The organism is Treponema porcinum, assembly GCF_900167145.1.
GTDB classification, from domain to species: domain Bacteria; phylum Spirochaetota; class Spirochaetia; order Treponematales; family Treponemataceae; genus Treponema_D; species Treponema_D porcinum.
Window position 1 is genome coordinate 76,044 of the sequence record NZ_FUWG01000014.1, and the last position, 18,954, is coordinate 94,997.

An 18,954-nucleotide genomic window follows, 5' to 3' on the forward strand; every position below is an offset into this window, starting at 1 on the left:
GGCTGTCAAAAGTATTTCCGGCATAAAAAACTGCCGGCAAATTGCTTTCAGACAGCCTTTATTTTTTCTGCATTGCAGGATTTTATTCAAGAACAGTATCTTCTTCCGTTATGACGGAGGAATCTTTGTCACTTTCCTCTAACTCAACCTGTTTAGGATTTAGTTCCTGAAGTTTCTTTTCGAACAGAGAAATATTTTTATCATCACTGAATTTTTCTTTCATAATTGAAAGATTTTTTTCAGCCTCGTCATATTTTTCAGAGGCAATCAATACGTCTATGTAATTTGTAAGGACTTCAACGCTGCCGGGATTTTCTTTCCACAAAAGTTCGTAGATTGACTCGGCTGACTTCAGTTTTCCTTCCATTGCATAAATATATGCAAGCGACATTTTTATATTGACATTATCAGGGTCACGCTTAAGAAGTGAAGAATAAATCTTGCGCGCCTCAGTCCAGTTCTTCGACATTGCATAGCAGCGCCCCAGCTTATAATATGCAGACCAGTACAGTTTCTTGTTTTTCATTGCAAGCAGATAATACTGTGCAGCCTTATCGTATTTTGCAAGGTCATTATACGCATCGGCAATCGCCATATACTCAATGCTTACAGTTTTTTTTACGGCAGCAGACTCACCGGGAACAGGCAGATGATTCGTTGCGCAGGATGAGAAAAGTAAAAATAGAACCGCCACCGCTCCGGCTGCACTGCGTTTCATTATCCGAGTACCGTTTTTTCAATCTCAAACAGCTGGGAACGGTACAAGCCGGACACGTTGCTTCCGTAATCAGCAATCAGCTGCATAATATTACGCGGATTATCCTTCATATCACAACCGTTCAGGCGGTCTCCGGCATCTCCAAGTCCCGGAAGAATATACGCAGAATCATTCATCACAGGATCAAGCCAAAGCGTATAGCACGTACAGTTTTCAAGGGCACGGGTAACACGGATACTTCCTTTGAGTGCAGAAATCACATTAAAGAATTTTATTGACTTCGGATGCACGCCCTGACTCTGAAGATATTTTACGACCGTTACAAGTGATCCGCCAGTCGCATTCATCGGATCTGCAAAAATCAAATCTTTTCCGTCAAGCGCCTCAAGATTGAAGAATGACTTTTTCAAGTCAAGCACGTATTCCATATCTTCTTCTTTTTTCTGGTCATTGCGGCTGATTTTAAACAATGCAAACGGAGTTTTATATTTATGGGAAGAATATTCCTCGATTTCCTTTGACATAATCATACTTGGAAGAAGCGCGCCGCGGAGCATAACGCACATCACCGAATTTTCAATCTTATGGTCAATGTCAGGAATTTTGTGCACTGCATACATCTGAACCGGATTTGTTACCGGCGTTTTTACAACAATATGGCTTTTTTTATCAGAATGCTGATCAGTATATGCCATCCGGAACAACATTTCATACGCACGCTGAGTATAGTACAGAAATTCCTCGTGCGGAGTATTTATGTCGCGGAGCTTGGCGATAACACGGCTTGCTTCGGCATGAGCACCTTCTTCCGTTACAAACGAAAATACACGAATCTGCGGATGAGAGTGGCAAATTTCCTGCATAGAATGACCGAGCCTGTCGTACTGTTCGATAATATGCGCACGGTCATACGGCTGAAAATACGTTTCCGTTTCTGCATACAGTTTTTCCAGACGGGAAAGATCGTCCATATCCTGCTTTGTAAGATAGCCGTCCAAATCTTCAGCCTTCAAAATAATCTTGTCATCTGCCATTTTTTTCCTCCAAGTATATTAAGGCGCTCCGCTACAGCACCAATATATTGTATAATTGCTCTTTACTGATTTTTATGTTTGATACCACAAGATGAGTGGGAGTTTCAAGATAGACATCAGAATCCGTAAGACCAAACGCTACGGCAAGACTTCCGCGTGCAGCAGGAACAAATTTCTTGTCACGGAATTCAAATTCAAAGTCCATCACAAACTGGTCGTCACGCTTAGGGTCAGATTCAATTGAACCTCGGACATACACCAGATTAAAATTCAAAACCGCGCCAGTCAGCATTGTAAGAAATGACTGCGGTTTTGACGCATAATATTTTATTTTACCGTCAGGATTTTCTGAATCAAAGAAAAGCCAGGAATATATATTCTCATCAAGAACAGAAGCAGACGGAGAGAGATTATAATACGCATTGTGATACGTTTCCACCATAGACGGAACGTTCCGTCCGACGCACGCCGTCATCTGTTCTGGAAATGATGCAAGAATGCGTCCGTCCGAATAAATGCCGTATTCAACAGGATTTCCGTCGCCGTCATTCAAAAGAAGACTGTCTTTAGTCCAGCCGTTTTTTCTGGAAAATGCTTTTGACACAGCCGCTTTGGGAAAATCACAGAAAGCCGCAATCTGATAGTCCGTCTTTGTACGTTTTTTATTCAGCCCGGCATAAACAACATCTATGCGGCTGCTTATAAGACGCGCATCGCTTTCGCTTATGCCTTTTACAGCCCCCTGCACTACGCGGGAAATCAACTTCTCGTCGGCAGAAGAAGGTATGCGAAGGTAAAAGGAACTTTCGTTATCAAGCAAAAGCAGCGGATCTACACGAACCGCTGACTCAGGGACAGATTTACATCCGGAAACAGCGGCAAGCAGGGCGGACAGCACCGCCGCCGCAAAAATATTATGCTTTTTCAATAGCAACGCTCCAGTTTTTGTCATCAGCTTCTACAACGGTGCCGTTCGGAACTGACGCGCAGAACGTTTTTTCCGAAGCGAGCGTTTCGTTCGCAACAAAATCACCGAACAGGGTGAAGGCACTCTCTAGCTCCGCATCTCCGCTGACAGTCAGCTTTATTCTGTCTGTAACAGAAAGACCTGTTGTTTTACGGAGATTTTGAATTCCGCGGATCAAATCGCGCACATATCCTTCTTTTTTCAGTTCGTCCGTAATCTTAGAGTCAAGACCGACAGTAAGAGTTCCGTCGTTCAAAACCTTAAGATCATCTTTTTCAAAACGCTCTACAATAACTTTTTCAGTGTTCAGTTCGACTGCTTTTCCTTCAACTTCAATAGAAAGTTTTGCACCGTCAAGCATAGACTGAATTTCATCGCTTGTAAGCGTCTGGATTTTGTCCGCAGCTTTTTTCATAAGCGGTCCAAGTTCCTTTCCGAGTACGCGGAAATTAGCCTTTGCCTTATACTCAACAAGTTCATCCTCACGCTCGTGGAAAATTACTTTCTTTACGTTCAGTTCCTCGCGGATAGAATCTTCCATTTCAGCAAGAACGCGCCTTTCGTTTGAATCACGCGTTACAAGAGCAACGCTTGCAAGAGGCTGGCGATTTTTCAGATTGAACGTATTGCGCAGCGAACGTCCCATTGAAACAGCCTTCTGGACAGTTGACATCTTAAATTCTAGGCTTTCATCACGCCACTGTTCCTTGTATACTGGATAATCAGTCAGGTGGACGGATTCCTTGTCGTCGCCGTTCTTCAGGTTCAACCATATTTCTTCAGTAATAAACGGAATGAACGGAGCTGCAACCTGACTGAATGTCTTGAGTGCAATATACAGTGCTTCGTATGCTTCCGCCTTGTCAGAATCATTCTCCGACTTCCAGAAACGGCGGCGTGAACGGCGGATATACCAGTTATTCATCTCGTCAATATATTTTACAATCGGATCAACCGCTCCGCTCAAATCGTAGTCATCAAGAGCAGAAGTAACATCTCTAACAAGCTTCTGCGTAATGGAAAGAAGCCATGCGTCAAGCGGATTTGAAGGCGTTTTTGAATCAAACAGATGACCTGTCGGCTGAACACCGTCGATATTCGCATACGTTACATAGAAACTGTAGCTGTTCCACAAAGGAAGAATGATATTCTTAATAACATCGCGTACACCGTCATCACTGTAGCGCAGGTCGTCCGCCTTCACAACGGCAGAATGAATCAGGAACAGGCGAAGTGCATCCGCACCGAATTTACTGATTGCCTCAACAGGGTCGGTATAGTTACGCAGAGATTTTGACATCTTGCGGCCGTCAGAAGCAAGAACAAGACCGTTTACAACACAGTTCTTGAATGCAGGCTTGTCGAAAAGGTGAGCCGCAAGAACCGTCAGCGTGTAGAACCAGCCGCGGGTCTGATCAAGACCTTCGGAAATAAAGTCCGCCGGGAAATGCTTTTCAAAATACTCTTTGTTTTCAAACGGATAATGATTCTGCGCATAAGGCATCGAGCCAGACTCAAACCAGCAGTCGAACACCTCTGGAATGCGGTGCATAGTACCGCCGCATTTTTTGCACGGAATCGTAATCTTATCTACAAACTGCTTGTGCAAGTCGTCAGGATATACGCCGCTCAAATCTTTAAGTTCCTGACGCGAACCGACACACAAAGTATGCTTGCAGTCAGGATTATCACAACGCCAGATAGGAATCGGGTTACCCCAGTAGCGGTTACGGCTTACAGCCCAGTCGCGCGCACCGGAAAGCCATTTTCCAAAGCGGCCTTCCTTGATATGAGCCGGCTGCCATTTTATCTGGCTGTTTGCCTTTAAAAGCCGCTCGTGCTGGTCTGCAACCTTTACGAACCACGAGCCGATTCCGCGGTAAATAAGAGGAGAACCGCACCGCCAGCAATGAGGATACTGGTGAAGCACGGTGTCGCGCTTTACAAGCTTACCCTCTTTCTTAAGGCGATCCATAATATCCTTGTCGCAGTCCTTGACAAAACGTCCTGCGTAGTCAGAAACTTCTTTTGTAAATTTGCACTCAGCGTCCATCGGTTCAACGGCAGGAATTCCAGTGCCTTTAAAGACTTTGGAGTCCTCTTCACCGAATGCAGGAGCAATATGAACGATACCAGAACCGTCTTCGGTAGAAACGTAGTCCGCATTGAACATACGGAATGCACCTTCCTCGCACTTCCAGGAAGTCTGCTCAGCGCAGTATGCAGGATCAGAAAGAGACGCAAAATAAGGGAAAAGCGGCTCGTACCTTGCGCCAATAAATTCACTGCCCTTTTTCTCGTAAACGACAGTATACGATTTTTCATCTTTATAATAGGAAGAAAGACGCGCTTTTGCCAGAATGTAGTAGTCGCCGGAATCGTTGTCAAGAATTTTTACATAGTCAATATCCGGTCCCATACAAAGACCTTCATTTGAAGGAAGAGTCCACGGAGTAGTCGTCCAGGCAAGGAAATACGTTTTTCCATTCGTCATATCCGGGTCGCTGAATGAATCAGGCGCTTTTGTAATCTTAAAGCGGATTGTAATTGCAGGATCCTGCTTTTCCTTGTAGCCCTGTGCAAGCTCGTGCGTAGAAAGGACTGTGGAACAGCGTGGACAATACGGAAGGATGTATTTTCCCTCGTAAATCATTCCTTTGTCCCACAATGACTTTGCAACCCACCAGATTGATTCCATATAATCAGGATTCATTGTTTTGTAGTCGTTGTCAAAATCAACCCAGCGTCCCATTCTGGTGATAGTCTGACGCCACTCGGAAGTATATTTCAAAACGGACGCGCGGCATTTGTCATTGAAATTTGCAACTCCGTACGCCTCAATCTCGTGTTTTGAGTTTATTCCAAGCTCTTTTTCAATCAGGTTTTCTACCGGAAGACCGTGACAGTCCCAGCCGAAACGGCGTTCAACTTTCTTGCCTTTCATCGTCTGATAGCGCGGAATAATATCTTTTATAGTAGAAGGAATAAAATGTCCGAAATGCGGAAGACCGGTTGCGAACGGAGGACCGTCATAGAATACATATTCTTCCGCCCCTTCGCGCTGGCTCACTGACTTTTTAAAAATACCGTTATCTTTCCAATACTTTAATACTTCTTCTTCCTGCTTAGGAAAATCTGCCTTTGGATCTACTGGAGTATACACTTTTTCCGTCCTTTTATATTTCGGAACTGCAAACAAAAACCGCCCGCAAGTCCGTTTTTATTAGTTTAAAATCATAGAATTATACCGCAGTTTACATAAAGTTTCTACTGCATTTTTTGAATGCAATTTTAATTGCACAGAAACTTGGACGTACGGTTTATTACATGCTCAAGCGGAAAGAAGCTTTTAATCCCGATAAGTTTTACGGGGATAAGAAAATTGAAAATAAGGACAGTGGCGGCGAGCATCTCGCATACGTCGCTTCGCGCCGTTTGCATGAGAGGAAATTATTTAAGTCGCCGCTTTTGCGGCTTGCGCATACGTCGCTTCGCGCCGTTTGCATGAGAAGAAATTATTTAAGTCGCCGCTCTCGCCTCTTGCGCATACGTCGTTTCGTGCCGTTTGCATGAGAAGAAATTATTTAAGTCGCCGCTCTCGCGGCTTGCGCATAACTGAAGCGTATACGGCGGGACTTTTGACCGACTATATGTGTTTGATTCAGGACGCTTTTCCTAAAATCTTTTTTTGAATTGCGATTCAGGCTTTGCTTTTTTATTTTGAACGGGAACTTTATTTTTTTCTCACAAGAAAGACTGTTTTTTCTAAAAAAACAGCCCTAAGTTGTATTTTTTTTAGAATTAGTATTGACAACTTGGGGCCTTATATGTGTTATGTGTTATTTCTTATGAGGACCAATAAACTTATCCCCATTAAAATGAATCATATGGGTCGGATTGTCTGCAATCCAAGCTTCTGTTTCCCATGCAATTTCTTGGGCATAATGTGTGAAAGTTTTCTTATCAGGAAAAGCCGAAATATATACTTTATCCACATTCACATTAGAAAAAAGTTCCTCAAGTTCAATATATCTTTTGCTGTCAACAGGTCCATGAGATGTTACGGATTCTACAAGAACAAGCCATTTTTTATTCTCAACATACAAAATTACATCAGGCATTTTTCCGTGTTGTTGAACATTGAACAAAAGATTTCCTGCGAGTTCTTGGTCATAATAGCCCCATTTTTCGCCTGTATCACCTACATAAATTAATGTACTATTTGGTAAAAATCTTGGAGCCATTTGTTCTATAATGTCACGAATTAATTCACTGTGTTTTCCGGGTGAAATTTGAATACTATGATTTTTCTTGATTTTTACGGAAACCATGTTCATTTCTCGCTCATGTGCATATTGCGCGGAAAGAGTGGACTGATTTTTTATGAAGTCCGCAAGCAAAGTATCAAAAGCAGATGTTTTGTATGCTTTTATAACTTCCAAAGCTTTTGGAGAAATCTGATAAACTGCATTCGGGCTGTTTACTGGGCGGTCTGGTTTGTCAGGATTATAAAGCACAATCCCTGCCTGTACCATCTGATGCGTACTAAACCTACGGAAAGTTTCTCTTGTATTTGGAGCATATTCTTTGTTGTAGTACTCTTTTGCAAAAGTCATCATCGGTGTTATTCCGACAAGCGGATTTTCTGCATTTTTCCATTCCTTTTCGGGAGTAACGTTTAACAATGAAAGCAAACAATATGCAGTTCTTTCATTTTGCTGAGTTGATGGCATACCAAATTTTTTGAGGATATCTATAGCTTCTTCAAGTTTTTGCTTTATTTGTTCATCAATTTTCATTCTGTTACAACCTTTGAAAGTTTATCGAAAAGATTCTGATTCCATTTCTCTTCAGATTTCAATTGTTTTCCTAATTTTTCCAAATCTTTAGTATTAGGATAAGGAAGATTCCTCAAATCAGTTGCATTAACTTGTGTATGACCGCTAAAAAGACGGAATTTTTCATCAATATATGTTGAATTTAGCCAGCAAACTAAACCATAGGCAATATTCTCGGAAAGACTAGATTTATTTACATGAAAAACATTCAAATGATTTTCAAAGGCAATATTTTCTTGTGCAAAATCCGCAGGGGTGATAAGAGAAGCAACAACTCTTTTTGTTTCTTCTTTTGTGGAAAAACGTTTTACAAGTACATAAAAGCCTTTCGGAAAAAGTTGTTTATTAACTTCGTCGGACTCTAAAATTGCGTTTGGCTTTTTTGATTCCTGCGGCCAAGAAAGCCGATGATTTTTCAAATGAACAGAATAAATTAATGGTACGGATTTTTCTGCATAATCTTTAAGCAAAAGATTTTTCATCCTGAAATCAACAATCGGACCTGTTGACACTTTTACATTTAAATCTTTGAGATTTGAGTAAACAGTTAAATTTTCATTTCCAATTTGCTGTTTTGTAGGGATATTGAAATATTTTTCGCTATCATTTTCATGCAGAATTTCATTGAACGGAACATCGAACTCAGAAAGACCTATGAAAGAATCGTCATTACAATATGAAATCTTTACATTTCCCTGTTCTGCATTTTTCTGAAGCATGATTATGATATTTTCCTGCAAAACAGCTTCATCCTTAAAGGCTTTATCACGAGATTCAAACAGATGAATATGTTTGATTGCACAATTTTTTAGAATAAACTCACGGAATGGCTTGTAATAGACACCATTACAAAAACTTCTCGGAACAATCGCAACAATATAGCCATTGTCCTCTGTAAGCGAAATCGCAGCTCCCATAAATGCCGAATATAGATTTACTGTTTCCAATCCGAAAGCACGTGCAGACTGCCTCTCTTTTGAATTTGTCAGAATCTTTTTATACGGAGGATTCATTATTACATGAGTGTAAGTTTCATTGATTTTCCATGTATATTCAAAAGATGTTTTTTCCAAAAAATCTTCTGAAAAAATTTCATAATCAGATTTTTTAAAAGCCGAGCTTGACGAGGCTATATTTTCATCCAATGTATTATATACATCTTTATCAATATCGTAGGCTGAAATATGAATTTCCGGAATGTTCCATTTTTCTTTTAAGACTCTTTCCATAAAGGAACACGAAAGTGTTCCTATTCCTGCTCCTGGGTCGAGCAACTTTATCTTTTTATCTGTTGCAGGAAATAAAGATGACATAAATTTTGCTATAGGATATGAAGTAAAATATTGCCCGAAGAATTCCTTATGATTAACGGAAGTTTCTACAGCATGAGACATTCGCTCTTTTTCAAGTGTTTCTGAAAGGGCAACCATACCATAATAATATACTATATTTTTGATTTTTAGACTATTACTTTACAAACATGCGCCCCAGTGCGGGCGTCCACATAGCAACTGGTTGTACCGCACGCGGCTTGACCGCGTGTCGGCTACGAACCTTTGAAAATCATTAAGGCCCCAGGTTTATCATGCTAAGATAGATAAGTCCATCAGGGCACAATATCCTAATTAATTCGACAGGGGGACCTTAATGAGATTCTATAAGAACCAGCATCAATTTTACATTGGAATCGACCTTCACGCAAGAACCGCTCCATAAATGTCGCGAGCAATTTTATTGAAAAGCCTAAAAACTACATTGAATTTTTGCCTAGTACTGGGTTGCAGATTTCTATGCGGAGCAAGGGATTGACTTCGCGCTCACTCCCCGCCGCTAACGGCGGGGCAGGTCTTTCGCGGGTGAGTGCCGAAATGTTGCGGATAATGCATTACCATCCATAGCAAAAAAACTTTCAAGATTTACAAATTTATTTTTTCTTTCAATTCTGTAATCAGTTCTTTTAAAGCCTCGCCGCATTTTGTACAGTTCATTTGTTTTTTCCTTGACATATTATAAAGATTTATTTCTTTGAAAATTATTTTACATCGAGTTTTTTCTTGTATTGAGAATTTAGGAATAGGATAGTCGGGAGTTAACACAGGATTTTATAACACAGTTTTCTCCGCGGAACAGTCACCTTGGGCGTTTTTTTTAACAGGATGATTTTTTTTACTCCCGAAATTTCTGGGACAAAACACCCTACAAAATCATTCCTTTTCATAGTATAATTATGTTTATGAGAAAAAGCATAATTATTGTTGATGATCATGCACTCCTACTGAACGGAATTAAAAACTGGATAGAAAATCATTCGGGTTATAAGGTGAAATTTCAGGCAAGTAACGTTGAAGATTGTAAGGAAATCCAGAATCAGTTTGAGAAAGGAAGCCTTAAGGCTGATGAATTTCTTGCGGTCGTTGATATTTCATTTAAGACTGTAGATTCTCAGATGGAAAATTCCGGTTTTGACATCATCAAAAAATTTTCCGGACTGAACATTCCCTGCATCGCCTATTCAAGCCACGATTCGGGCGGATTTGTTGAACACGCAACAAGTCCTGCTGTGGGAGCAAAAGGTTTTGTTTCAAAAACGGCGGATGAATCCATTCTGCTTGCGGCAATCAACTCGGTAGCAAATGGCGGAACATATATTCAGGCTGAGCTTGTAACCGGGCTTCTGGAAGTGCGGGACATTACCCAAACCTTTACTAAAAAAGAAAAGCTTGTTGCTGATACGCTGACCATTCACAATACCAATGCTGAAGTTGCCGCCACCCTTGGAATTGCGGAAAAAACTGTCGTAAATTACCTGACAATTTTGTATGATAAGGCAGGAGTTGAAAATAAACTCCAGTTTCTTGAAAAAATGGGAAGATTATGAAATCAAACAAATTTGCATTCACAGGACTTTTATGCCTCCTTGCTCTTCTATTGAACATTGCAAGCGCAATGCTGGCCGCCACCCTCAAACTCCCGGCCTTTTTAGACACAATTTTTACCGTGGCAATTACTTTTTATGCAGGGCTTATTCCCGGAATCATCGTAGCCACCCTTTTTAACCCGGTTATGACACTTCTCCGCTGCGCTATGACCGGCAGTGAAATCTTCCTGTATGATTTTTTGTATGGAATCTGCGGAATTCTCATTGTAATAGCCAGCTGGCTTTTCAGTCGTAACAAAAAGGAATTTCATTTTAACCGCCGCGTTACTCTTCTTTACCTTCTGATAATCGTATTTTTTTCAACCTTTGTAAGTTCATTCTCTGCAAGCGCACTGGATACCTTTATCCGCCCGCTTTTTGAAAAAGTATCGGGATTTTCTGCAATCGATGACATTTCCCTCGTCTTTCAGAAAATGAATTTCAGCGTATTTTTGTCCTATCTTTTACCCCGCATTCCAATTACGCTTTTAGACCGCTGTATCTGCACCTTTGCTGCATACGGCATTTATTCGGGGCTTCGTAAATGACCGGGACTAATTTGCAGACTTTAACGGCAGCTCTCAGTCTTTACACCTCATTTTTTATATTTCTTGTTGTGGTTACCTTTGCCGCCTTTATCATCCTTATGGTGATTTTGATTCACGACATTAAATCCCGCAAAAAACTTAAAGATAACCGGCAATTTATAGAAGAAACAATAGGCGTACAGGAAGAAGAGCGCCGCAGAATCAGTCAGGAGTTGCATGATACGGTAAGCCAGAACATAAAAGCCCTGCTGCTTTCCCAAAAGGAACTCAAAGACCGCTGCACGGACACAAATCTGCTTTCTGAACTTGAAAAAATCATCAGCCTGGAAAAGAAAAACCAGAAGGAGCTGCGTGCCATAATTCAGAATCTTGCTGTTCCCGCTCTTGCAAACATTCCTTTTAAGACTGTCATCAATGATTTATGCGAGCAGTTTTACGACCAGAGCAAAATCCCCTGCAAGTTTTTTGTTGCACCCGACCTTTCTTTAGACACCTTCACCACCGAACAAAAGCACCATATCCTGCGCATTATTCAGGAAGCCTTGAACAATGTCCGAACCCACGCAAAGGCAGAAGAGACTAGTGTTGTAATCAGACGGATAAGCGGGCAGCAGAAAGCTGGCGGTCTGATACGCATTATGATTTTTGATGATGGTGAGGGATTTGATTCTGAAAACCAGCTGCCACCGACTGACGCTTCATCTCACTTTGGCATAAGCGGTATGGAAATGCGGGCTAAACTTTTGGACGGCACTCTTACCGTAAACAGCTCCCCTGACACAGGAACGGAAGTGCGGCTGGAGATACCCCTGCAGTAAAGAGGAGGTGTGATAAAAATTACGTCCGTGTAATTTTTATCACCAAGTTTATTTCGTGCTCTGCACTTCATAAACTTGGATACTCGCCATCCTGGCTCGCCGCTAACGCGGAGTTTTTATAGGAGATTAAAATGAAGAAAAATCGTCCGAAAAAATACGAGGAAAGCCTTAAAAATTGTATCTTACTCGCCCGAATAGAATTTTTCACGATTTCTGCAGATCCGGAAGATGAATATCAGTGCCAGCTTGCAGAAAAAATATTCCAGACACAGAGAAAAATAGAAAAAAAACAGAAGGATAGCGGGCTTTTTGGCGGACGCTACGGAGTAAAGTGGTATCAGCAGATTTTTACAAGGCTTGCCGCAAACTTAGGCATTTCAAAAATGTGTCCTATTTACCGCCTTCCCGGCTTTTACGCTTTTGACAACGCAGATCCCTGCCGCGTCTACCAGAAATGGTGCGCCACCATTGACGGTCTTTTTTCTAAAAGCGACATAGACTTAATCGTATCAGTGGCCCTAAAAAACGACGACAACTTTTACGAATACGGCGTAAAAGCCTGGGAAAACATGCAGGAACAAAAACGCTGGAACCTTGCCGGAGAGCTCATTTCCATCTGGCGATATTGGAAAAAGAAAATTACGGGAAACGATTAGCCTCTTCTTGACGGATTTGATTTTTACTCGGATAAAACCGAGTCGGAAATAACCGAGTAAAAGTAAACTTCTAAGCTAATCGAAATCAATAGAACTATAGCTTACTCCCAAAATAATCAGGAATTTTTCCCTTTATTTTCTAAGAGTTTCCTCCCAATACAGAATAAAATTTCCGGTGTAAAATTACTTTTGTTACAAAAAATGATTTTTTGAGGCGTAATTTGTTTATATTACGTTAGCAAGAATGGGAGAAAGAATGGAAACTACTACTAATATTTTTAAGATTTTAGGCGTTCAAAATCTGGAAATATATCACAACAATATGCTTGCATGGCTTTTTGATTCGAATCAGAAAGACCACCCGGGAAGCATTTTTCTAAGAACAATCACAAGTGCTCTTGATGAAAGTATGTACTATGCCGTTGATATGGAATGGAAAAGCTTTAAGGTACATCGGGAGTATTCAATCAAAACTGATGAAAAACAGGGCTTTATAGATATTCTTTGTGTTTCGGAAGAGAAAAAATGCGTTATTTGTTTTGAAAATAAAATCGGAAGTTCTGAACATTCAAAACAGTTGAAACGTTATGCAGATTATATTGAAAAAGAATTTGGCGAAAATGGCTATAAAAGTCTTTTTGTATATCTTACCCCAAATAACTCAAAACCATCTGACCCACGATGGAAAAGTTTTGACTACGAAAGACTTGCTGAGATTACAAAGGAAGCAATAGATTACTGTGCAGACAACAAAATTAAAGGCATCGTTAATGATTATTACAATATTTTGTATGAGATTTTTACAAATGCCAGAAACTTCAAGCGTTTTATTTCAAAGTTTAACGATGAGATTCTTAAAACGAAATTCCCAGAATTAACAGAGGCTAAAGTTACTTACAACAATGCACTTTACACGGACAATTCCCTTAAAACTTTTCCGCCAGCCGAAACTGCCGGTGGATATACAAGTACAAATGATTTGTGTTACATCTGCTTAAAACAGGAAAAATCTCAGCTGGAAAGAGGAAAGCTTGCCTGCGTTCTTACCTTCACAAATCATCCTGAAAATCTGGAAGAATGCTCAGCCTTCAGAAAAATATTCAATCCAACTAGCCTTGATTTCCGCTGGTACGATGCAATTACGATTGAAGAATCTTTAGGCAACGAAGACGAAAATAGGAACGCTTTAATGGATAAACAAGATAATCCTTATGAGTTATTTAATGAAGTTGCTGAAAAACTTATTACCAGAATGAAAGAAGAAATTAAAGCAAGGGGACTTTAAAGGAAATGAAATTATTCAAAATGAAAAAAATATTGATTTTATTTACATTACTAAGTGCAACTCTCTGTTTTACTGGCTGTGGCAAAAAGCATGTTGCCGCTGTAATTGTTCCTAGCACAGAATTTTTGGAAACACAGCGAGCTGAAGAAGTAAAGAAGGTGGAAGAGGAAAAAAGATACGAAAAGGAGAGTGCATTATTCAAACTATTTGTCAGTTCTTCAGGATATGTACCTTCTGTAAAATCTGTAAAAGACAAATTTGTACGAATAGAAGAAGAACTATCAAAGCGAAAAGATTTTATATTAGTAGATAGGAATAGAATAAATGACATTATAGCACAACACGAATTTGAACAATCAGCTTGGTCAAATTCAAATAAAGTTGCCGAAATTGGACAGGCCCTAAATGCAGATATTTTAATTTTCATAGAAGCTGAAAATTTTTTCGATAATAATAACTTAAGTGTTGAATTTCTTGATATAAATACTTTTCGAAAAAGAATAATTAATATTGCATTTTGGGTCAATGGTACTGAAATTAGAACTAATGCTGACAAGAGAAAATTGCGTAAAATAAAACTAGATTAAGGAGTTCTCTCTACTATGGAAAAAATCTTATTCACATCACTTATTCTTTCCCTCATTTTATTTACTTCCTGCAACAACAAAAGTCCAAAAGCAAATAACCAGCAGGATGTAACTGTAGCTGAAACAGAACAGAAATCAGAATTAGCCGCTAAACCAAAAATCCGCACGGTAGAAATTTCTTCTATTGATTATGCAACAGGAGTAGCTTCCAGCGATGTTGCACTCTTAAAATCAAAAATTATTGAAGGACTTTCTAACCGCCGTAATATTCGCGTAATTGACCGCAGCCGTATGAATGATGTTTTGAACGAACATCAAAAGCAGCAGTCGCTCTGGGCGAGTGATGACGGAAGAGCGGAAGTTGGCCGACAGTATAATGCAAACGCCTATGTTTACCTTGAAGCAATCAGCAAAACTGAAATTCAGGTGACCATTGAAGATTTGGATACCTTCCAGCAGGTTGTAAAACTTGTAAATCTGGAAAATGTCTCAGAAATTAAAAACTGGGATTTATCAATTTTATCTTTGTAATTTGTTTGGAGGAATATAATGAAAAAACTAATGAAAGGTATTCTGGCTGCCGCAATTCTTACCCTTGCAGGAGCAGCTCTCTTTGCAGAAAACACAGTTGCTGTTCTGGAATTTGAAACAAAAGATGCAGATTTAAAATCAAAAATGCCGATTCTTACGGATATTTTCCGATCAGAACTGGCAAATACTGATGCTATCAACGTTGTTGACCGAGCAAACACTGATAAGGCTCTTGCAGAAATTGCCTTGCAGCAGTCAGCTTTAATGTCAACTTCAAATGTAAAAAGCGTTGGAAACATTCTTAATGCAGATTACCTTGTTATTGGTACTGTTGCCGTTCTTGATGATGACCCGGAAACAAAAACAACCTATACCACCCACGAGGAAGAAATTGACGGAGGTGCCTTAGGTTCAGTAGGAAAAGCACTTATAGGTGAAAAAGCGAAAAAAACAAGAACTGTAGTTGATGAACACAAAGAAACTACACAAGAAAAGCGAATCAACGTTGTAGTTCAACTTTTAAATGTTGAAACTGGCAGCATTACAGCTTCTTCACGCCTGGATATTCCAAAATGGAGTGAATTTTCAAAATATGCAGAAGACCTGGCAAAGCCTCTTTCTTCAAAGCTCACCGTTGCTTCTAAGCTCCGTAAAGTAGATGTTAATATGTTCTATGGAGAATGGGAATGCGAAATTTACAATAACGGCGTAACTGACTACTATGTTATTGAATTCGGTGACAATAACCGCACTACTGTAACTCTTGAATCTATCAGCAGAAGCGGAAAAACGACAAAGGCTAAAGGCCGCGGTCGTTATGTTTACAGTGAAGATGATAAAGTTTTTGCACTTACAGTAAATAATATGGCTGGAAATGTAAATCATGTTACCCGCATCAACTGGAAATCTATCATAAATCCTGCTAAGAACAATAATTCATTTACAATGACCGTTCCTGTTTCTTCAACAGAAGGAGCTCAGAAAGTTCGTGGAGAATTCTTCAGATTAGACTAGAAATTTTTCTAAAAAAATGATTTTTTTCAGAATTTTTCTTTATATTATGTATGTTGAAAAATAATTTTCCCCAGACTATCTTGCGCTAAGGCAGGTTAACCGTGATTAAGCGGAGTCTGGGGTTTTTAAGGGGCTTGCCCCTTAGGCGAAGGGGGTGCGGCGCAACGAAGTGCGACGCAGGGGGAAGGCTTCCCCCCCCCCTTATTCTGGAGGTTATGATGTCAATCCAAAAGCGCGCAATTTTTGTTATTGTTTCGCTAGTATGTTCACTTTCAATAAACGCTCAGACTGAAAAGAAATCCGCTTATAAGAAATTTGCAGAAGTTTTCGATAAAGCCACAACGAAACTCGAAGAAGAAGCCCCTAAAAAAATTGAAAAAGGCATGGAAATCCTGACCGATAATCTGGAAGCTTTTGAAAAGGACATTCACGCAGAGCCAAAAAAGCAAAGCAAGTTCGCAAAGATTTTCAATTATATTGCAGATATTGATATTACGGAAACTCCTGGAGTTGGTGTTGATGTTGACCCTGAGTATATAGAGAAAGTGGGAGCATACACGGATTCGCGCGATGAACCGTAAGGGAAACGCTTCTGTCACAAAAAAATACGAAGACCTGCTTAAAACCTGTATTTTTCTTGCCTGCGTTGAATTTTTCACGATTGCCTTCGATGTCAATTATTCTGTTGAAACCGCGCTTTCTGACCGTGTGTGGGATATTTTGGAGGAAACTGATACATGATAACTTATAAAGGCGAAAATTATGATATCCCGGATAAACGTGTTATCTCTATTTTGAGACGATATAAATTCAAGCCAAAAATTGTAAGAGCCTTTGCACAACGGACTGGCTTGACCTTGCCTGATGAGTTTATTGCGATGTGCGAGAAAGCGAATTCCTGGGCTGCAGAGTTTATTAGTTCCGATGAGGACGAACCGACGGAAGAAAGGCTTTTGCGGCTGGAAAGGTATTTTGAAATCTATCTGCACTATTATAACCGCTACGGCAAACTAAAAGAGAGCCCTGTTGCCCCATTTATAAGAGATGAAGAAGGAGTTCGCCGCATGGGCGAAGACTATGTATATTTTGTAACCGTTTACGAGTGTGGCGACGACTACAGCGCCTTTACCTATGCCACGACCGACAAGGATGATGCAGTCCGCTTTGTTGAAAAGGAACAGAAAAAGTGGACGGAAGGCTGGGCAACCCACGCGCTTTTGTGGAGAAGCAAACTAAAACTTTGGGGCGGCGAAAAAATCCTCTGGGGCATTTACAGTGTAGAAAAAGGTGAATGGCTGACTGATTATTCAGTAGACGGAAACGAAAATATTTTCTTTGAAGACCAGGTGCTGGAAAAAGCGCCCTATGCCAGCCCCAACTTCGGCATTTTTGTCTGCCCGATGGTCGTGAAGGATGGAAAAAGGTACTTTACTGTCCAGTTGTAGCAGTCAGTGGCTTTGAAACTGTGTTATACTTTTTATCTGGCACACAAATTTATCCAGTTTATTTTATCGATACTATTACACCGAAATAATCAAGGCGGGATTACCATCTTGCATTGATTCCGAATAATCCAGAACCTCATATTTTATATTCGAAATTCCTGCAAACCTTTTTCTTGCAACATTCAGCATTTCCTCGGTAATGTCTATCAGCACATACTCTGATTTTGGAAAGTACTTGTACCAAAAAGTAGGAAGCAGACCAGTTCCAGAGCCAAGATCATAGATAACTTTTGGAGCATATTTTAGCGTTTTGGCAATAAAACCAGTGCTGGAAATGTAATAATCATCAAAACATGATATAAACTTTTTTCGATTTTCATCATAACTTTTTGCAACCAAATTAAACTGTTCTTCAATGGCCATTTTTTATAACTCTTTTTACAATTGATTTTAATAATCCTAATCAACGAATGATGTTATATTTTTTACCACGCCAGTGAGCCGTGGGCATAACACTGGGTTGTACCGCACGCGGCTTGACCGCGTGTCGGCTACGAACCTTTGAAAATCATTAAGGCCCCAGGTTTATCATGCTAAGATAGATAAGCCTATCTGGGCACAATATCCTAATTTATTCTAAAGGGGAACCTTAATGAGATTCTATAAGAACCAGCATCAATTTTATATTGGAATCGACCTTCACGCAAGAACCGCTCCATAAATGTCGCGAGCTATTTTGTTGAAAAGCCTAAAAAATGCATTGCATTTTTTTTAACGGCTTTTTTATAAGAGCATGTACATCTGTGTCATCAACAACATCGGAGAAACTGTATTCCACAAAAACATGGAATGTTCCAGAGATAATTTGGAACTTGTGACCAATACTTTTGGAAAAGACATTGTAGTCGGCGTTGAATGCATCTTTACCTGGTACTGGGTTGCAGACTTTTGTGCAGAAAACGGAATTGAGTTTGCACTTGGGCATGCCTATTACATGAAGTCAATTCACGGCGGAAAAACAAAAAGTGATAAAATCGATTCAGAGAAAATTGCAAACATGCTGCGCGGAGCGAGTTTTTGAAAAAAAACTCGGTAAAGAAAAACGTAAGTTTTTCTGACGAATGTTCCCGATTGCCTATGCTTATCCAAAAGAGAAACGGGCTGTTCGTGATTTATTGCGCCGCAGACTTTTTTTTGTCCGACAGCGTGCCGAACTTTCCGTTCACCTGCAGAATACAAATCATCAGTACAATATAAATGACCCTCTGACTTCATGTAATGCCTAACCGCAACTTGGACTAAAACAGCAAAGCTAATAAGGTGTATAATACAAAGGAAGGACACCTTATGGGAAGAACGCGAAGAACTTTTACGGCAGAAGAAAAATTGAAAGTTGTGATGGCTGTTATTCAGGATGGAAAAGCGGTCAGCGATGTTGCAAAGGAAAACAACATTCATCCAAACATGATCCTGAACTGGAAGAAAGAATTCTTGGAAAATGCGGCAATGATATTCAACCGTACCAGACCGGACATTACAGAAAAAGCCCAGCAGAAGAAAATCGATGAACTTGAAGCAAAACTTCAAAAGAAGGAT

The 18,954-nt window shown here is 40.1% G+C and carries 20 protein-coding genes; 13 read left to right on the forward strand and 7 right to left on the reverse strand.

The annotated features are described in order from the left end of the window. Positions 1–82 precede the first annotated feature (82 nt). From B5D55_RS09485 to ileS, 4 genes are read right to left on the reverse strand one after another with little or no spacing between them, the layout of a single operon-like run. A complete protein-coding gene (locus tag B5D55_RS09485; RefSeq protein ID WP_078933778.1) occupies positions 83–718 on the reverse strand; it encodes a tetratricopeptide repeat protein in 636 nt (211 codons plus the stop codon). Further along, positions 718–1,752, reverse strand: a complete 1,035-nt coding sequence (locus tag B5D55_RS09490) for a uracil phosphoribosyltransferase (RefSeq protein ID WP_078933779.1) — start codon at positions 1,750–1,752, stop codon at positions 718–720. Before B5D55_RS09490 ends, B5D55_RS09485 begins: the two co-directional genes overlap by 1 nt. A gap of 31 nt (positions 1,753–1,783) precedes the next feature. After that, positions 1,784–2,680, reverse strand: coding sequence for a hypothetical protein (locus B5D55_RS09495; protein ID WP_078933780.1), 897 nt, complete (start codon positions 2,678–2,680; stop codon positions 1,784–1,786). Beyond that, the gene (gene ileS / locus B5D55_RS09500) at positions 2,667–5,882 is read right to left on the reverse strand and encodes an isoleucine--tRNA ligase (RefSeq protein ID WP_078933797.1); all 3,216 of its coding nucleotides are present in this window, start codon (positions 5,880–5,882) and stop codon (positions 2,667–2,669) included. Before ileS ends, B5D55_RS09495 begins: the two co-directional genes overlap by 14 nt. A gap of 116 nt (positions 5,883–5,998) precedes the next feature. On the opposite strand from ileS, the gene B5D55_RS11500 reads away from it, so the two are divergent. Beyond that, positions 5,999–6,292, forward strand: coding sequence for a hypothetical protein (locus B5D55_RS11500; protein ID WP_143593316.1), 294 nt, complete (start codon positions 5,999–6,001; stop codon positions 6,290–6,292). 266 nt (positions 6,293–6,558) lie between these two features. Here B5D55_RS11500 and B5D55_RS09505 read toward each other — a convergent pair whose 3' ends face one another. Beyond that, positions 6,559–7,518, reverse strand: coding sequence for a BsuBI/PstI family type II restriction endonuclease (locus B5D55_RS09505; RefSeq protein ID WP_078933781.1), 960 nt, complete (start codon positions 7,516–7,518; stop codon positions 6,559–6,561). Further along, the gene (locus B5D55_RS09510) at positions 7,515–8,987 is read right to left on the reverse strand and encodes an Eco57I restriction-modification methylase domain-containing protein (RefSeq protein WP_078933782.1); all 1,473 of its coding nucleotides are present in this window, start codon (positions 8,985–8,987) and stop codon (positions 7,515–7,517) included. The genes B5D55_RS09505 and B5D55_RS09510 overlap by 4 nt, the downstream gene beginning before the upstream one ends. 803 nt (positions 8,988–9,790) lie before the next feature. Here B5D55_RS09510 and B5D55_RS09515 point away from each other — a divergent pair. The 10 genes from B5D55_RS09515 (at position 9,791) to B5D55_RS09560 (ending at position 17,358) form a co-directional block, all read left to right on the forward strand. Further along, positions 9,791–10,435: a response regulator gene (locus tag B5D55_RS09515; protein WP_078933783.1), complete on the forward strand. Its 645-nt coding sequence runs from the start codon at positions 9,791–9,793 to the stop codon at positions 10,433–10,435. Beyond that, positions 10,432–11,022, forward strand: coding sequence for a hypothetical protein (locus B5D55_RS09520; RefSeq protein WP_078933784.1), 591 nt, complete (start codon positions 10,432–10,434; stop codon positions 11,020–11,022). The genes B5D55_RS09515 and B5D55_RS09520 overlap by 4 nt, the downstream gene beginning before the upstream one ends. Continuing rightward, positions 11,019–11,840: a sensor histidine kinase gene (locus tag B5D55_RS09525; RefSeq protein WP_078933785.1), complete on the forward strand. Its 822-nt coding sequence runs from the start codon at positions 11,019–11,021 to the stop codon at positions 11,838–11,840. Before B5D55_RS09520 ends, B5D55_RS09525 begins: the two co-directional genes overlap by 4 nt. Before the next feature lie 131 nt (positions 11,841–11,971). Further along, positions 11,972–12,496: a hypothetical protein gene (locus B5D55_RS09530; protein ID WP_078933786.1), complete on the forward strand. Its 525-nt coding sequence runs from the start codon at positions 11,972–11,974 to the stop codon at positions 12,494–12,496. Between the two features lie 256 nt (positions 12,497–12,752). Then, entirely contained in the window at positions 12,753–13,781 is a 1,029-nt protein-coding gene (locus tag B5D55_RS09535; RefSeq protein ID WP_159446203.1) for a PDDEXK-like family protein, read from the forward strand. Between the two features lie 5 nt (positions 13,782–13,786). Further along, positions 13,787–14,368, forward strand: coding sequence for a hypothetical protein (locus B5D55_RS09540; protein ID WP_078933788.1), 582 nt, complete (start codon positions 13,787–13,789; stop codon positions 14,366–14,368). Positions 14,369–14,383: 15 nt separating this feature from the next. Continuing rightward, positions 14,384–14,899, forward strand: a complete 516-nt coding sequence (locus B5D55_RS09545; protein ID WP_078933789.1) for a hypothetical protein — start codon at positions 14,384–14,386, stop codon at positions 14,897–14,899. Positions 14,900–14,917: 18 nt separating this feature from the next. Further along, positions 14,918–15,913, forward strand: a complete 996-nt coding sequence (locus B5D55_RS09550) for a CsgG/HfaB family protein (RefSeq protein WP_078933790.1) — start codon at positions 14,918–14,920, stop codon at positions 15,911–15,913. Positions 15,914–16,128: 215 nt separating this feature from the next. After that, complete coding sequence (locus B5D55_RS09555; RefSeq protein ID WP_143593320.1) at positions 16,129–16,494, forward strand: hypothetical protein; 366 nt, start codon at positions 16,129–16,131, stop codon at positions 16,492–16,494. A 156-nt stretch (positions 16,495–16,650) separates the two neighbouring features. Continuing rightward, on the forward strand, positions 16,651–17,358 hold the full coding sequence (locus B5D55_RS09560) for a hypothetical protein (RefSeq protein ID WP_078933792.1): 708 nt from the start codon (positions 16,651–16,653) through the stop codon (positions 17,356–17,358). Positions 17,359–17,433: 75 nt separating this feature from the next. On the opposite strand, the gene B5D55_RS09565 is transcribed toward B5D55_RS09560, so the two are convergent. Next, entirely contained in the window at positions 17,434–17,781 is a 348-nt protein-coding gene (locus B5D55_RS09565) for a class I SAM-dependent methyltransferase (protein ID WP_078933793.1), read from the reverse strand. 370 nt (positions 17,782–18,151) lie between these two features. Here B5D55_RS09565 and B5D55_RS09570 point away from each other — a divergent pair, with 370 nt between their 5' ends. Then, positions 18,152–18,439 carry an IS110 family transposase gene (locus B5D55_RS09570; protein ID WP_078933794.1) on the forward strand — a complete coding sequence of 96 codons (288 nt, stop codon included), beginning with the start codon at positions 18,152–18,154 and terminating at the stop codon, positions 18,437–18,439. Positions 18,440–18,705: 266 nt separating this feature from the next. Then, positions 18,706–18,954, forward strand: a 249-nt coding sequence (locus B5D55_RS09575) for a transposase (RefSeq protein ID WP_143593321.1), incomplete at its 3' end; no start/stop codon positions are given.

Bases quoted from the DNA above. Each gene is read 5' to 3' on its own strand.
- B5D55_RS09565 (WP_078933793.1), bottom strand. From the start codon at position 17,781: ATGGCCATTGAAGAACAGTTTAATTTGGTTGCAAAAAGTTATGATGAA.
- B5D55_RS09535 (WP_159446203.1), top strand. From the start codon at position 12,753: ATGGAAACTACTACTAATATTTTTAAGATTTTAGGCGTTCAAAATCTG.
- B5D55_RS09520 (WP_078933784.1), top strand. From the start codon at position 10,432: ATGAAATCAAACAAATTTGCATTCACAGGACTTTTATGCCTCCTTGCT.
- B5D55_RS09490 (WP_078933779.1), bottom strand. From the start codon at position 1,752: ATGGCAGATGACAAGATTATTTTGAAGGCTGAAGATTTGGACGGCTAT.
- B5D55_RS09485 (WP_078933778.1), bottom strand. From the start codon at position 718: ATGAAACGCAGTGCAGCCGGAGCGGTGGCGGTTCTATTTTTACTTTTC.
- B5D55_RS09525 (WP_078933785.1), top strand. From the start codon at position 11,019: ATGACCGGGACTAATTTGCAGACTTTAACGGCAGCTCTCAGTCTTTAC.
- B5D55_RS09570 (WP_078933794.1), top strand. From the start codon at position 18,152: ATGTACATCTGTGTCATCAACAACATCGGAGAAACTGTATTCCACAAA.
- B5D55_RS09550 (WP_078933790.1), top strand. From the start codon at position 14,918: ATGAAAAAACTAATGAAAGGTATTCTGGCTGCCGCAATTCTTACCCTT.
- B5D55_RS09510 (WP_078933782.1), bottom strand. From the start codon at position 8,987: ATGGTTGCCCTTTCAGAAACACTTGAAAAAGAGCGAATGTCTCATGCT.
- B5D55_RS09540 (WP_078933788.1), top strand. From the start codon at position 13,787: ATGAAATTATTCAAAATGAAAAAAATATTGATTTTATTTACATTACTA.
- B5D55_RS09505 (WP_078933781.1), bottom strand. From the start codon at position 7,518: ATGAAAATTGATGAACAAATAAAGCAAAAACTTGAAGAAGCTATAGAT.
- B5D55_RS09545 (WP_078933789.1), top strand. From the start codon at position 14,384: ATGGAAAAAATCTTATTCACATCACTTATTCTTTCCCTCATTTTATTT.
- B5D55_RS09515 (WP_078933783.1), top strand. From the start codon at position 9,791: ATGAGAAAAAGCATAATTATTGTTGATGATCATGCACTCCTACTGAAC.
- B5D55_RS09560 (WP_078933792.1), top strand. From the start codon at position 16,651: ATGATAACTTATAAAGGCGAAAATTATGATATCCCGGATAAACGTGTT.
- B5D55_RS09555 (WP_143593320.1), top strand. From the start codon at position 16,129: ATGATGTCAATCCAAAAGCGCGCAATTTTTGTTATTGTTTCGCTAGTA.
- B5D55_RS09530 (WP_078933786.1), top strand. From the start codon at position 11,972: ATGAAGAAAAATCGTCCGAAAAAATACGAGGAAAGCCTTAAAAATTGT.